This window comes from Agrococcus carbonis (genome assembly GCF_900104705.1).
GTDB lineage: Bacteria > Actinomycetota > Actinomycetes > Actinomycetales > Microbacteriaceae > Agrococcus > Agrococcus carbonis.
The window spans coordinates 198,334-212,082 of sequence record NZ_LT629734.1; the positions used below are offsets into that span (position 1 = coordinate 198,334).

The 13,749-nt window shown below is 72.9% G+C and carries 11 protein-coding genes; 3 read left to right on the forward strand and 8 right to left on the reverse strand.

Annotation, left to right across the window (positions count from 1 at the left end; all coding sequences use genetic code 11):
* Positions 1-7: 7 nt before the first annotated feature.
* From BLT67_RS00990 to coaE, 4 genes are all read right to left on the reverse strand, one after another.
* Positions 8-1,597, reverse strand: coding sequence for a 5-oxoprolinase subunit B/C family protein (locus tag BLT67_RS00990; RefSeq protein WP_092664976.1), 1,590 nt, complete (start codon positions 1,595-1,597; stop codon positions 8-10).
* A 10-nt stretch (positions 1,598-1,607) separates the two neighbouring features.
* Complete coding sequence (locus BLT67_RS00995) at positions 1,608-2,378, reverse strand: LamB/YcsF family protein (RefSeq protein ID WP_092664981.1); 771 nt, start codon at positions 2,376-2,378, stop codon at positions 1,608-1,610.
* A gap of 190 nt (positions 2,379-2,568) precedes the next feature.
* A complete protein-coding gene (gene uvrB / locus BLT67_RS01000; RefSeq protein ID WP_092664984.1) occupies positions 2,569-4,620 on the reverse strand; it encodes an excinuclease ABC subunit UvrB in 2,052 nt (683 codons plus the stop codon).
* A gap of 9 nt (positions 4,621-4,629) precedes the next feature.
* Positions 4,630-5,247: a dephospho-CoA kinase gene (gene coaE / locus BLT67_RS01005; RefSeq protein WP_092664986.1), complete on the reverse strand. Its 618-nt coding sequence runs from the start codon at positions 5,245-5,247 to the stop codon at positions 4,630-4,632.
* Positions 5,248-5,374: 127 nt separating this feature from the next.
* On the opposite strand from coaE, the gene BLT67_RS01010 reads away from it, so the two are divergent.
* Positions 5,375-5,881, forward strand: coding sequence for a hypothetical protein (locus tag BLT67_RS01010; protein ID WP_092664989.1), 507 nt, complete (start codon positions 5,375-5,377; stop codon positions 5,879-5,881).
* Positions 5,882-5,961: 80 nt separating this feature from the next.
* On the forward strand, positions 5,962-6,792 hold the full coding sequence (locus tag BLT67_RS01015) for a response regulator transcription factor (protein ID WP_092664992.1): 831 nt from the start codon (positions 5,962-5,964) through the stop codon (positions 6,790-6,792).
* Here BLT67_RS01015 and BLT67_RS01020 read toward each other — a convergent pair.
* The gene (locus BLT67_RS01020; protein WP_092664995.1) at positions 6,774-8,009 is read right to left on the reverse strand and encodes a diguanylate cyclase domain-containing protein; all 1,236 of its coding nucleotides are present in this window, start codon (positions 8,007-8,009) and stop codon (positions 6,774-6,776) included. The two genes, BLT67_RS01015 and BLT67_RS01020, sit on opposite strands and share 19 nt — an antisense overlap.
* Complete coding sequence (locus BLT67_RS01025; protein ID WP_092664998.1) at positions 8,006-9,631, reverse strand: sensor histidine kinase; 1,626 nt, start codon at positions 9,629-9,631, stop codon at positions 8,006-8,008. The genes BLT67_RS01020 and BLT67_RS01025 overlap by 4 nt, the downstream gene beginning before the upstream one ends.
* Before the next feature lie 100 nt (positions 9,632-9,731).
* Between BLT67_RS01025 and BLT67_RS01030 the strand changes: the two genes are divergently transcribed.
* A complete protein-coding gene (locus BLT67_RS01030) occupies positions 9,732-10,355 on the forward strand; it encodes a DUF4126 domain-containing protein (RefSeq protein WP_092665001.1) in 624 nt (207 codons plus the stop codon).
* Between the two features lie 73 nt (positions 10,356-10,428).
* Here BLT67_RS01030 and rpsA read toward each other — a convergent pair whose 3' ends face one another.
* Together rpsA and BLT67_RS01040 are read right to left on the reverse strand one after the other, a co-directional pair.
* A complete protein-coding gene (gene rpsA / locus BLT67_RS01035) occupies positions 10,429-11,889 on the reverse strand; it encodes a 30S ribosomal protein S1 (RefSeq protein ID WP_092665004.1) in 1,461 nt (486 codons plus the stop codon).
* A 151-nt stretch (positions 11,890-12,040) separates the two neighbouring features.
* Positions 12,041-13,732, reverse strand: coding sequence for a DUF885 domain-containing protein (locus BLT67_RS01040; protein WP_092665006.1), 1,692 nt, complete (start codon positions 13,730-13,732; stop codon positions 12,041-12,043).
* Positions 13,733-13,749: the final 17 nt, after the last annotated feature.

The following is a 13,749-nucleotide window of genomic DNA, read 5'->3' on the forward strand; positions in this document are numbered from 1 at the left end:
CTCCTGGTCAGTCGGTCGCGGCGCCGTCGGCGGCGACGATGCGGAAGCGGACGCGCGACCCCGGCGGCAGCTGGCCGGCGAGGTCGAGGTCGCGGTCGACGACGGCGCCGATGATCGGGTAGCCGCCGGTGAGCGGGTGGTCGGGCAGGAAGAGCACGGGCTGCCCGTCGGGCGGCACCTGGATGGCGCCGGTCACCGCGCCCTCGCTCTCGAGCTCGCCGTGCCGCGCGCGCTCGAGGGGCTCGCCGGAGAGCCGCACGCCGACCCGATCGGAGCGCGGCGTCACCGCCCACGACTGCGCGACGAGCGAGGCGAGGGCCGCCGGGGTGAACCAGTCGTCGCGCGGACCGAGCACGATGCCGAGCTCGACCTCCTCGCCGGGCGCGGGCAGGGGGATGCGCGGAGCCCGGGTGCGCTCGACCGCGCGGATCGCGCGCCCCGGCCCGTGCAGCGGCACGACGTCGCCGGCCGCGAGCGGCGCGGGGCCGAGCTGCGCGAGCGTGTCGGTGGAGCGGCTGCCGAGCACCGGATCGATCGAGAGCCCGCCGCGCACGGCGAGCACGACGCGCAGCCCGTCGCGCACGCCGCCGATGCGCAGCTCGTCGCCGTCCTCGACGGCGGCGGGACGCCCGGACTCGACGACGTGGACCGCATCGCCCGCGTGCAGCGCCGCATCCGCCCCCGCCCCCGTGAGCGCGATGACGCCCGAGCCGCGGAAGCGCAGCGTGGCTCCGCCACCGGCGAGCTCGAGCCCCGCTTCGCCGGGCGCGTTGCCCACCGCGCGGTTCGCCTCGCGCAGCGCAGCCCGATCGGCGGCGCCCGCGGCCGAGACGCCCTGCGCCGCCATGCCGGGCCTGCCGAGATCCTGCACGAGCAGCTGCAGCCCGGGCCGCACGACCTCGATGGCGTGCGTCGCACCCGCCGCCGCGCTCGCAACCGTGCCCGCCACCGCGCTCGCGGGCCGCGCGGTCTCGATGAGCTCGCGCTCCACGCGCTCGAAGCGCACGGCGGTGCCGGGCGCGAGCAGCGCGGGCGGGTCGCGATCGAGGTCCCACATCGCGAGATCGGTGCGGCCGATGAGCTGCCAGCCGCCCGGGCTCTGCGTCGGGTAGACGCCGGAGAAGCGCCCGGCGAGCGCGACGGACCCTGCGGGGATGCGCGTGCGCGGCGAGGGCCGGCGCGGCACGTCGAACACCGGGTCGTCGCCGACGAGGTAGCCGAAGCCAGGCGCGAACCCGGTGAACGCGACCGTCCAGGCCGCCGCCTGGTGCCGGGCGATCAGCGCCTCGGCGTCGAGGCCCAGGAGCTCGGCGACCTCGGCGAGGTCCTCCCCGTCGTAGCGCACCGGAATCGTGACGACGTCGCCCGCGGCGGCCCGGTGCTCGGCCGGCGCGACGGCGAGCAGTCGCTCGGCGAGGTTGGTGGGGTGCACGACGCTCGGGTCGAACCGCACCAGGATCGTGCGGGCGGCGGGGACGAGCTCGGTGACGCCCTCGAGCGCGGCGGCCCGCAGCGCCGGCAGCAGGCGCATCGTCTCGTCGAGGTCGCCCGCCTCGAGCAGCAGCGCGGTGTCGGCCACGGTCAGCACGCGGGTCATGCGGCACCCGTCACGCGCGCGGCCCGGCGAACGGCGCGATCGTCACCTCGGCGGCCTCGAGCGCAGCTCGCGTCGCCTCGGCCATCGCGATCGCACCCGCGCTGTCGCCGTGCACGCAGATCGACTCCGCGCGCACCGCGACGTCGGTGCCGTCGACCGCCCGCACCACGCCCTCCTGCGCCAGCCGGACCATCCGCGCGGCGACGAGCTGTGGGTCGTGCAGCACCGAGCCCTCCTCGCTGCGCGAGACCAGCAGGCCCTCGGGCGTGTACGCGCGATCGGCGAACGCCTCGGATGCGGTGGCGAGGCCCGCGTGCTCCGCGATGTCGAGCACGACGCCGCCGGCGAGGCCCAGCAGCACGAGCGACCGGTCGACGGCGCGGATCGCCGCGACGACGGCGCGCGCCTGCCGCTCGTCGCGCGCGATGGTGTTGTAGAGGGCGCCGTGCGGCTTCACATACACGACGCTCCCGCCCACGGCGGCGGCGAGGCCCTGCAGCGCTCCCAGCTGGTACTCGACGTGCGCCTGGAGCGTCGCGGAGTCGACGTCCGTCGCGCGGCGCCCGAACCCCTCGTAGTCGCGGTAGCCGGGGTGCGCGCCGATCGCGACGCCCTGGGCGACTGCCGCGCGCAGGGTCGCGCGGATGCCCTCGGGGCTGCCCGCGTGGAAGCCGCAGGAGACATTGGCGCTCGACACCACGCGCAGCATGGCCTCGTCGTCGCCGACGATCCGGTCGGGCACGTTCTCGCCCAGGTCGGAGTTCAGGTCGATCGTCGTCACGACAGCATCATCCCGCGCCACGCTGCTCCTCGGCGCGCGGCCAGTAATGGCCGCCGCTCACTCGCCCCCTCGGCCCGAGACGGGCCTCGGCGCGCGGCGAGGAGAGGCCAGAAATGGGCTCTCCTCGCTCGCCTCCTCCGCCCGGGACGGGCGTCGGCGTCAGGCGAGCGGCGGCCAGAAATGGCCGCCGCTAACTCGCCTGACGCATTTGGCGCAGGTCGCGCTTGAGGTCGTGCAGCTCGTCGCGGATGCGTGCGGCGAGCTCGAACTTCAGCTCGCCCGCAGCCTCCGTCATCTGCGCCGTGAGGTCGGCGATGATCGCCTCGAGCTGCGCGGGGCCGTCGAGCTCCGAGCGGTCCTTCGCGAGGCGCGGCGTGGGCGCGCCGCGCCGCGTGCCCTCGAGCAGGTCGTCGGTGTCGGCCTGCTCGCGCGCGAGCACCTCGGTGATGTCGGCGATGCGCTTGCGCAGCGGCTTCGGGTCGATGCCGTGCTCGGTGTTGTACGCGATCTGGATCTCGCGCCGCCGCTCGGTCTCGTCGATCGCGAGCCGCATCGAGTCGGTGATCGTGTCGGCGTAGAGGTGCACCTCGCCCGAGACGTTGCGCGCCGCGCGCCCGATCGTCTGGATGAGCGACCGCGACGAGCGCAGGAACCCCTCCTTGTCGGCGTCGAGGATCGACACGAGCGACACCTCAGGCAGATCGAGGCCCTCGCGCAGCAGGTTGATGCCGACGAGCACGTCGAACACGCCCTGCCGCAGCTGCGTGAGCAGCTCGACGCGCCGCAGCGTGTCGACGTCGGAGTGCAGGTAGCGCACCCGCACCCCCGCCTCGGTGAAGTACTCGGTGAGCTCCTCCGCCATCTTCTTCGTGAGCGTCGTCACGAGCACGCGCTCGTCGCGCTCGGCGCGCACCCGGATCTCCTCGAGCAGGTCGTCGATCTGGCCCTTCGTGGGCTTCACGACGAGCTGCGGGTCGACGAGGCCCGTCGGGCGGATGATCTGCTCGACGACCGTGTCGGCGAGCCCCATCTCGTAGTTGCCGGGCGTCGCCGAGAGGTAGACCTTCTGCGGCGTGCGCTCGAGGAACTCGTCGAACTTGAGCGGGCGGTTGTCGAGGGCGCTCGGCAGCCGGAACCCGTGCTCGACGAGCGTGCGCTTGCGGCTCGCGTCGCCCTCGTACATCGCGCCGATCTGCGGCACCGTGACGTGCGACTCGTCGATGACGACGAGGAAGTCGTCGGGGAAGTAGTCGAGCAGGCAGTGCGGCGGCTCGCCCTGCTCGCGGCCGTCGATGTGGCGCGAGTAGTTCTCGATGCCGGAGCAGAAGCCGATCTGCTCCATCATCTCGAGGTCGAACGTCGTGCGCATGCGCAGCCGCTGCGCCTCGAGCAGCTTGCCCTCGCGCTCGAGCACCTTGAGCCGCTCCTCGAGCTCGGTGCGGATGCGCTCCATCGCGGCGTGCATGCGGTCGGTGCCGGCGACGTAGTGGCTGCCGGGGAAGATCGAGATCGACTGGTGCGTCTCGAGCACCTGGCCGGTGAGCGGGTGCAGCGTCGACAGCGCCTCGATCTCGTCGCCGAAGAGCTCGATGCGGATCGCGTGCTCCTCGTACATCGGGATGATCTCGATCGTGTCGCCGCGCACCCGGAACGTGCCGCGCGCGAAGGCGACGTCGTTGCGCTGGTACTGCATGGCGACGAACCGGCGCAGCAGCGCCTGCCGGTCGATCCGCATCCCCACCTGGAGCGCCACCATCGCCTCGAGGTACTCCTCGGGCGTGCCGAGGCCGTAGATGCACGAGACGGTCGAGACGACGACGACGTCGCGACGCGAGAGCAGCGAGTTGGTCGCGGAGTGCCGCAGCCGCTCGACCTCGGCGTTGAGCGAGGAGTCCTTCTCGATGAAGGTGTCCGTCTGCGGCACGTATGCCTCGGGCTGGTAGTAGTCGTAGTACGAGACGAAGTACTCGACCGCGTTGTTCGGCAGCAGCTCCCGGAACTCGTTCGCGAGCTGCGCCGCGAGCGTCTTGTTGTGCGCCATGACGAGCGTGGGCCGCTGCACCTGCTCGATGAGCCACGCCGTCGTTGCGCTCTTGCCGGTGCCCGTCGCCCCGAGCAGCACCACGTCGGTCTCGCCCCGGTCGACCGCGGCGGCCAGCTCGCGGATCGCCTTGGGCTGATCGCCAGAGGGCTGGTACTCGCTCACGACCTCGAACGGCCGCACGGCACGCGTCGGTTCCATGCGACCAGCCTACGAGCGGCCGCCCACATCCCCCTGGACGAGCCGCTCCCAGAGCCGGTCGACCTGCGCGAGGGTCTCCTCGAGCGACCCCGCGGTCTCGATCACGACGTCCGCGATGGCGAGCCGGCGCTCGTCGCTCGCCTGCGCCGCGACGCGGGCCCGCGCATCCGCCTCATCCATCCCGCGCAGCTCGACCAGGCGGCGGATGCGCGTCTCGGCCGGCGCGTGCGCGACGACCACCAGGTCCCACGGGTCGTCGGGCCGCGCCTCGACCAGCAGCGGCACGTCGTAGACGACGACGGCGCGCGGATCGGCCTCGAGCGCGGCGCGGAACCGGCGCGCGGACTCCCGCCCCACCGCCGGGTGCACGATGGCGTTGAGGCGGTGGCGCGCGTCGTGGTCGGCGAACACCTCGGCGCCGAGCGCCGCGCGGTCGAGCGAGCCGTCTGCCCGCAGCAGGTGCGCGCCGAACTCCTCGGCGATCGCGGCGAGCACGGGCTGGCCGGGCTCCTGCAGCTCGCGCACGATCGCGTCGGCGTCGACGACGACCGCGCCGTGCTGCGCGAGCCGGTCCGCGATCGTGGACTTGCCCGAGGCGATGCCTCCGGTGAGCGCGACGAGTGGCATGCACCGAGTCTCGCACGGGAACTCCTGAGGAAGCCTCAAGCGGGGGCTTGGCGCTCGGCACCGCGCCGCTGAGCCTGCCGCCGTAGCGTCGGGCACGATCCACGAGATCTTGACCGAAGGAGCAAGCATGCGCGCTCTGCGCACCGCCGCCCTCATCCTGCTCGGCTGCCTGGGGCTCGTCGGCGCCGCGGCCGCGGTCCTGTGGAGCGGCTCGCTCGCGGGGCTCGCCCGGGCCGAGGTCGCCGGCACCGACGCGATGGCGCCGCAGTACGCGGCGGGCGACCTGCTCGTCGTCACGCGCGTCCCCGCCGAGCGGCTCGAGCCGGGCGACGTCGTGAGCGTGCCCGCGGGCGGCACCGGTGCCACGCACCTCGAGCGGATCGTCTCGATGGAGCGCGCGCCGGACGGCGCGTGGAGCATGACGACGGCGGTCTCGGCCGAGCGCGAGGGCACCGCCCACCGCATCGGTGCGGAGGCGTGGGCGCCCACCCTGCGGATCCCCGTCGTCGGGACCGCGGTCGCGGCGGCCGCGAGCCCCGCCTACGCCATCCCGATCGCGGCGGGCGTGCTGCTGCTGCTCGCCGTCGTGCTCGTCGGAAGGACTCCAGCGGCTCCCGTGACCAGAGCCGCGTGATCGCGCCCCGCCCGTCGGCGGTGCGCACTACTATCGATCGCGAATGCACCGGGTCACGCGGTGCGGATGCGGAGACACCCATGGACGAGGACGTCGCGGTCGTCATCGAGGACGGCGAGGACATCCGGGAGCTGCTGGCGCAGGTGCTCACCCAGGGCGGGTTCACGGTGCACGTCGCCGCGGACGGCGTCACCGGGGTTGAGCTCGTGCGGGAGCACGACCCGATCGTCGTGACGGTCGATGTGAACATGCCGGGCATCGACGGCTTCGAGACCGCACGCCAGGTGCGCGCGATCAGCACGGCCTACATCGTGATGATCACCGCGCGCGGCGACGAGATCGACACGCTCGTGGGGCTGCAGACCGGCGCGGACGACTACATCGTGAAGCCGTTCCGCCCCCGCGAGCTCCGCGCCCGCATCGAGGCCATGATGCGGCGTCCCCGCGTGCTCGCGTCGACGCATCCCTCTCCCCCGCTCCCGACGGGCCCTGCGCCGACCGTCGCGGCCGAGAGCCACCCCGGGCCTGCGGCCGCGGCGGCGTCGGCCGAGGCCCCGGCGGAGCAGTGGAGCGAGGTCGACGCGGAGTTCGCGCCGCTCGAGCACCGCGGGCTGCGGCTCGAGCCCGGTGCGCGCGTCGTCGAGCTCGAGGGCTCCGAGGTCGAGCTCACCCGCAGCGAGTTCGACATCCTGCGGATGCTGCTCGGCTCCGGCCGCCGCGTCGTGAGCAAGATGCAGCTCGCCGGCATGCTGCGCGGCGAGCGCGGCGAGCCCGACCACTACCTGAGCGAGCACGACGCGCGCGCGATCGAGGTGCACGTCGCGAACCTCCGCCGCAAGCTCGGCGAGTCGCCCTCCGAGCCCCGCTGGATCGAGACCGTGCGAGGGGTCGGCTACCGCCGCACCGCCTGACCGACGCTCGGGCCCTCGGCCTCGTCGTCCTCGCCCGCGACCGCGACCGTCACGTCGTCGCTCGCGATCGCGCGCTTCGCGGCCGCCTTCGCGGCGTCGAGGAGCGTGTCGCGGTCGTAGCCCGTGATGCTCGTGAGGCTCACGCCCATGCCGATCGGCGGCACGACCGGCACCCCCGCGGTGCTCAGCTGGTCGAGCATGGCCCGGTGCATGCGCGCGGCGAGCTGCCGCGCCTCGGCGGGAGTCGCCGGCTGGAACGCGAGCATGAGCGTGCCGCGGTCGTCGGTGCCGAGCGCGGCGGTCGTGGGCGAGAGCCGCCGGGCCGCGGCGCGCACGGCCTGCCGCACGTGCTCGGCCTCGTCGGCGCCGAACGCCGTCGCGATGCGCGCGAGCGCGTCGATGCGGATGACGAGCACGGCGAACAGCTCGGCACGGCGGTTGGCGCGCATCAGCCGCCCGCCGAGCACGCGCACGAACGACGGCGCGAGCAGCACGCCGTCGGGCGCGATCGCCATGAGCGACGAGTCCTCGGTGCCGCGCATGCGCACCTGCTCCGCGCGGAGCACCGACGCCGCGAGCACCGCGACGATCACGAGGCAGATGGTCGCGACGCCCGCGACGCCGCTGCTGATCCACGTGCGGAAGCCCTCATCGTCGGTGCCGAGCACGATCGCGCTCACGAGCCGCGCCGCCTGGAAGACCGACGCGAGCAGCATCACGACGCCGAGGCCGAGCGCGGTGCGGGTGCGCCGCATGGCGCCGCGCACCGTCTCGGCCGCACCGAGCCCCGCGAAGGCGGCGTTCGCCGCGAACATGACCCACGCACCCGACCAGCGCGCGCTGCCGGGCCCGTCGCCGACGGGCGCTCCGCTCGCGAGCTCGAGCAGCACCGCGACGACGGCGGCGACCGCTGCTGCCCCGACGACGATCGCGGCGCCTCGCGCCTGCCGGCCGTTGAACACGCGGCAGCCGATCCACAGCAGGCCGATCGCCGTCACCCACGACGCGTTGCCGATCGCGATCGGCCACCAGCCCGCATCCGTCACGGCGTCGAGCAGGTAGGCCTCCGTCGCGATCATCGCCGCGATGAAGCCGAGCGCCCACACGCGTCCCGCGCGGTCGTCCTTGCGCAGCATCGTCTCGAGCACGAACATGCCGCCCGCGACGTGCACGACGAGCGCGGTGATGAGCTTGACGGTGTCGGCGTCGAGGGTCATGCGGTGGCTCCTGCTCTGCGCAGCGGCAGCCGCACGACGAAGGTGGCGCCGGCGGCCGGCTCGCTCTGCACGGTGATCTCGCCGCCGTGGGCGCGGACGAGGTCGCGGCTGATCGCGAGCCCGAGGCCGTTCCCGTGCGGACGGCTGCGCTGCGCCGACTCCGCGCGGAAGCGCCGCTCGAACAGGTGCGGCAGCACGTCCTCGGCGATGCCGGGGCCGTCGTCGCGCACCACGAGCCACGCGTGCTTGTCGTCGCACGTGACGCCGACCTCGATGAGGCCGTCGCCCGTGTGGTAGCTCACGGCGTTGCCCACGAGGTTGTCGACGACCTGGCGGATGCGGATGGGATCGATGTGCGCGACGGCCGGCTCGACGCCCGAGGCGTCGATGCGGATGCCGCGCGCCTCGGCCTTGTGCTCGAGCGCCTCGACCGAGGCGAGGACGACGCTCGCGAGGTCCTCCTCGACCGGACGGACGTCGAAGCGGCCCGGGCCCTCGGCGGTGGCCGCGAGCACGTCGCCGATGATGACGAGCAGCCGCGAGGCGTTGCGCTCGGCGATCTCGAGGCTGCGACGGGCGGCACCGCCGACGTCCGGGTCCTCGAGCGCGAGGTCGAGGTGCCCGAGCACGCTCGTGAGCGGCGTGCGCAGCTCGTGCGAGACCGATGCGACGAGCTCGTCGCGCATCGCGACGGCGAGCCGCTCTGCGGTCACGTCGCGCGTGACGAGGATCACGCCGACGTCGGTGCCGTCGACGTCGATGAGCCGCCGCGCGGTCGCCTGCAGCGCGCGACGGTCCTCCCCCGGCGGGCCCTGCCAGTAGAGGACGTTCTCGAACGTGGCTCCGCGGCGTGCGCGCGCGAGCGGGGCCTGCGAGGCGTCCATCCGCGTCACGCCGTCGGCCTCGTAGAGCTGGCCCTCGCTCTCGATCGCGTGCAGCCGCGAGTGGGCGTCGTTCTCGATCGAGATGGAGCCGTCGGCGCTGATGCGCACGACGCCGAAGTCGACCGCGTCGAGCAGCTCGCTCACGGCGTCCTCCTGGCGGCGGGCGCGCTCGACGGCGTGGTCGAGGTACTCCGCCTGCTCGTCGAGCAGGGCGCGCTGGGCCGCCGCGCGCCGCGAGGCGACGAACGCGACGATCGCGGCGACCGAGATCGCGAGCGGGCCGAGCACCATCTGCACGGGTGTCGTCGCCTCGCCGTGCAGCGCCGTCGCGATCCAGAACAGCACGCTCGAGCCGGCTGCGCCGATCACGAGCCCGCGCCAGCCGCCGATCGTGGCGAGCCACGTCGCGGGCACCATCCACAGCAGCCACAGCTGCGCGTCGGGCTCGCCGCGCTGCAGGAAGAAGATCGCGGCCATGTCGCCGATCGGGATCGCCCCGACCCAACGGGGGTGGATGCGGTTCCACGGCACGACGAGCGCAGCGACCGTGAGCCCGAAGATCGACAGCACCCCGAGGAAGAGGATGTCGCCGTGCTCGATGTCGGCGAGCACCACGACGAGGCCCGCGGCTGCGAGCGCCGCTGCCGCGAGCAGCAGCTGGTTGACGGCGGTCGCGCGCTCGCGCGTGCGGTCGGGCCGCACCGTGCCCGTGCGCACCCGCGAGGCCGTCGCGATCATGCACTGAACCTACCGTGCGCGCAGGCATCGGCGCGGCGCCCAGGCCGTGGGGCTAGCATCCCGGCAGGCGGCCGCCCGCGCCGCCCCCGAGGGAGGGCCCATGCTCGAGCTCCTGACCGGTTCCGGGCTCGCCGCCGCCGCGGGCATGAACGCCTACATCCCGCTGCTCATCGTCGGCCTCGCCGATCGCTTCTTCCCCGGCGCGCTCGCCCTCCCCGACGGCTGGGCGTGGCTGTCGAACGGATGGGTGCTCGGCATCCTCGCGGTGCTGCTCGTGATCGAGGTCGTCGCCGACAAGATCCCCGCGGTCGACAGTGTCAACGATGTCGTGCAGACGCTCGTGCGCCCGGCGGCTGGCGGCCTCGTCTTCGGATCCTCCTCCACCGCATCCACCGTCGCCGTCACCGACCCCGCGGAGTTCTTCGCGAGCAACCAGTGGGTGCCGATCGTGGTGGGCGCGGTCATCGCGCTCGGGGTGCACGCGGGCAAGACGGCGCTGCGGCCGACCGCGAACGCCGCGACCGCGGGCGTCGCAGCCCCCGTCGTCTCGACGATCGAGGACGTCGGCGCGGTCGGGATGTCGCTGCTGGCGATCGTCGCGCCCGTGCTCGTGCTCGTGGGCCTCGCGCTGCTGGGGCTGCTCGCCTGGTCGATCGTGCGCAGCGCGCGCCGCCGTAGGAACGCCGACCTCCGGCCGGCGACGGACCGCGGCGCGCCCGGCTGAGCTCGCCCGCACGCCCGGAACGCCGAAGCGGGCCGCACCGCATGTGGTGCGACCCGCTTCAGGGGGGGGACTGCTACTCGCTGGCGCCCGTGAGCTTCTCACGGAGCGCGGCGAGCGCCTCGTCGTCGGCGAGGGTGCCCGCGCCCGACTCCTCCGTGCTGCCGCCGAACGAGGACGCACCCGAGGGCACGTCGTTCGAGAGCAGCTCGGCGTCGCGAGCCGACGCGACCTGCGCCTTGTGCGCCTCCCAGCGCGACTGCGCTGCGGCGTACTCGGCCTCCCAGGCCTCGCGCTCGGCGTCGAAGCCTTCCTTCCACTCGTTCGTCTCGGGGTCGAAGCCCTCCGGGAACTTGTAGTTGCCCTGCTCGTCGTACTCGGCGAGCATGCCGTAGAGCGCCGGGTCGAAGTCGGTGCCCTCGGGGTCGACGCCCTCGTTCGCCTGCTTGAGCGAGAGCGAGATGCGGCGGCGCTCGAGGTCGATGTCGATGATCTTCACGAAGACCTCGTCGCCCACCGAGACGACCTGGTCAGCGGTCTCGACGTGCTTCGACGACAGCTCCGAGATGTGCACGAGGCCCTCGATGCCGTCCGCGACGCGCACGAACGCGCCGAACGTGACGAGCTTCGTGACCTTGCCCGGCGCGACCTGGCCGATCGCGTGGGTGCGGGCGAAGATCTGCCACGGGTCCTCCTGCGTCGCCTTGAGCGACAGCGAGACGCGCTCGCGGTCGAGCTCGACGGTGAGGATCTCGACGGTGACCTCCTGGCCCACCTCGACGACCTCGGAGGCGTGCTCGATGTGCTTCCACGAGAGCTCGGAGACGTGCACGAGGCCGTCCACGCCGCCCAGGTCGACGAACGCGCCGAAGTTGACGATCGACGAGACGACGCCCTTGCGGACCTGGCCCTTCTGCAGCGACTGCAGGAAGGCGCCGCGCGATGCCGACTGCGTCTCCTCGAGGAGGGCGCGGCGCGAGAGCACGACGTTGTTGCGGTTCTTGTCGAGCTCGAGGATCTTCGCCTCGATCTCCTGGCCGAGGTACGGCGTGAGGTCCCGGACGCGGCGCAGCTCGATGAGCGACGCCGGCAGGAAGCCGCGCAGGCCGATGTCGACGATGAGACCGCCCTTGACGACCTCGATGACGGTGCCGGTGACGACGCCGTCCTCGTCCTTGATGCGCTCGACATCGCCCCAGGCGCGCTCGTACTGCGCGCGCTTCTTCGAGAGGATCAGGCGACCCTCCTTGTCCTCCTTCTGGAGGACGAGCGCCTCGACGGTGTCGCCGACCTCGACGACCTCGGTCGGGTCGACGTCGTGCTTGATGGAGAGCTCGCGCGAGGGGATGACGCCCTCGGTCTTGTAGCCGACGTCGAGAAGGACCTCGTCGCGGTCGATCTTGACGACGGTGCCCTCGATGAGGTCGCCGTCGTTGAAGAACTTCAGGGTCTTCTCAACGGCGGCCATGAAGTCATCGGCCGAGCCGATGTCGTTCACAGCGACCTGCTTGGGAGCCGTGGTCGTTGCAGTGGTCATAGAGTTCAAGTTGCCTTTGGTGGGGGATGTCGGGCCGAAGGGCATGCGGATGCGCTGCGGCGATACGGATTGTTCGTGCGTCACACGAGTGACCGCACAATCCTACACCCCGGCTATGAGACGCGACAACCGGGGTGCAGGCGCTGCGGGATCAGCGGCGGAGCACCGCCTCGCGCAGCGTGTCGAGGCCGACGCCGCCGATGTTGAGCACGCGCATGTGGAAGCGCTTGAGGTCGAACGCGTCGCCCTCGGCCTCCTTCGCCTCGTCGCGGATCTGCTCGAAGATGCGCTGGCCGATCTTGTACGACGGCGCCTGGCCCGGCCAGCCGAAGTAGCGGTTGACCTCGAAGCGCACGAACGGCTCGTTCATGTTCACGTTCTGCTTCATGAACTCGAAGGCGTAGTCGAAGTCCCACTCCCCCGTGCCGTCGAGGCGCGGCTTGCCGAGGTGCACGCCGATGTCGAGCACGACGCGGGCCGCGCGCATCCGCTGCCCGTCGAGCATGCCGAGGCGGTCCGCCGGGTCGTCGAGGTAGCCGAGCGACTCCATGAGGCGCTCGGCGTAGAGCGCCCAGCCCTCCGCGTGGCCCGACGTGCCCGCGAACGCGCGCCGCCAGAGGTTCAGCTCGCCCCGGTTGTAGGTCTGCTGCGCGATCTGCAGGTGGTGGCCCGGGACGCCCTCGTGGTAGACGGTCGTGAGCTCGCGCCACGTGTCGAACTCGGTGATGCCCTTGGGCACCGACCACCACATGCGGCCGGGCCGCGAGAAGTCGTCGGCGGGGCCGGTGTAGTAGATGCCGCCCGTCTCGGTGGGCGCGATCATGCACTCGAGCGCCTTGATCGGCTCGGCGATGTCGAAGTGGGTGCGTCCGAGCTCCTCGATCGCCTGGTCGCTCGTGCGCTGCATCCACGCCTTGAGGGCCTCGGTGCCGTGCAGCTTGCGGCTCGCGTCGCCGTCGAGGAACTCGATCGCCTCCTGCACGCTCGCGCCGGGCTTGATCTCGTTCGCGATGGCCTCCTGCTCGGAGCGCATCCGGTCGAGCTCCTCGATGCCCCACGCGTAGGTCTCGTCGAGGTCGACCTCGGCGCCGAGGAAGCGCCGCGACATGAGCGAGTAGAACTCGCGCCCGACGGCGTCGACGGGGTTGGCGGATGCGGCGAGCTCGTCGCGGAGGAAGGCCGCGAACCGCTCGTGCGCCGTGGTGGCCTCGCCCGCGGCGACCGCGAGGTCGCGGCGCAGCGACTCGGGCAGCTCGGCGTCGCCCGCCTTCGCGCCGGCGGCGAACTCGTGGAAGAAGCCGGTGCCGGCCGCGTAGTCGGCGTACTGCTCGAGCACGTTGTCGATCTGGCGGGCCGCGGGGGTGTTGCCGCTCGCGATGCCCGCGCGCAGCGACGCGATGTAGCCGTCGATCGCGCCCGGCACGTTGCGCATGCGCTGCGCGATGTCGTCCCAGTGCTGCTCGGATGCGGTGGGCATGAGGTCGAAGATGTCGCGGATCGACGACGCGGGGCTCGCCAGGTTGTTGAGGTCGCGGTCGCCCCAGCCGGCGGCGTCGATGTCGAGCTCGAGCCGGAGCTCGCGCGCGAGGTCGGTCTTCGTGACCCAGTCGATGTCGTCGGCGGGCTCGGCCTGCTCGAGCTGGGCGAGCACGTCGCGCGCGAGCTCGGCCATCGCGGCGCGGCCCTCGGGCGAGTAGTCGCCGTAGCCGGCCTTGTCGCCCTCGAGGCCCGTCCAGACGTTGAGCTCGGGGTTCAGGACGGCCGCGCGGTGCACGTAGTCCTCGGCGATGCGGTCGATGTCGGTCTGCGGGCGCGACGATGCGCCGACGGTCTCGTCTGTCATGCCGACAGCCTACGGCG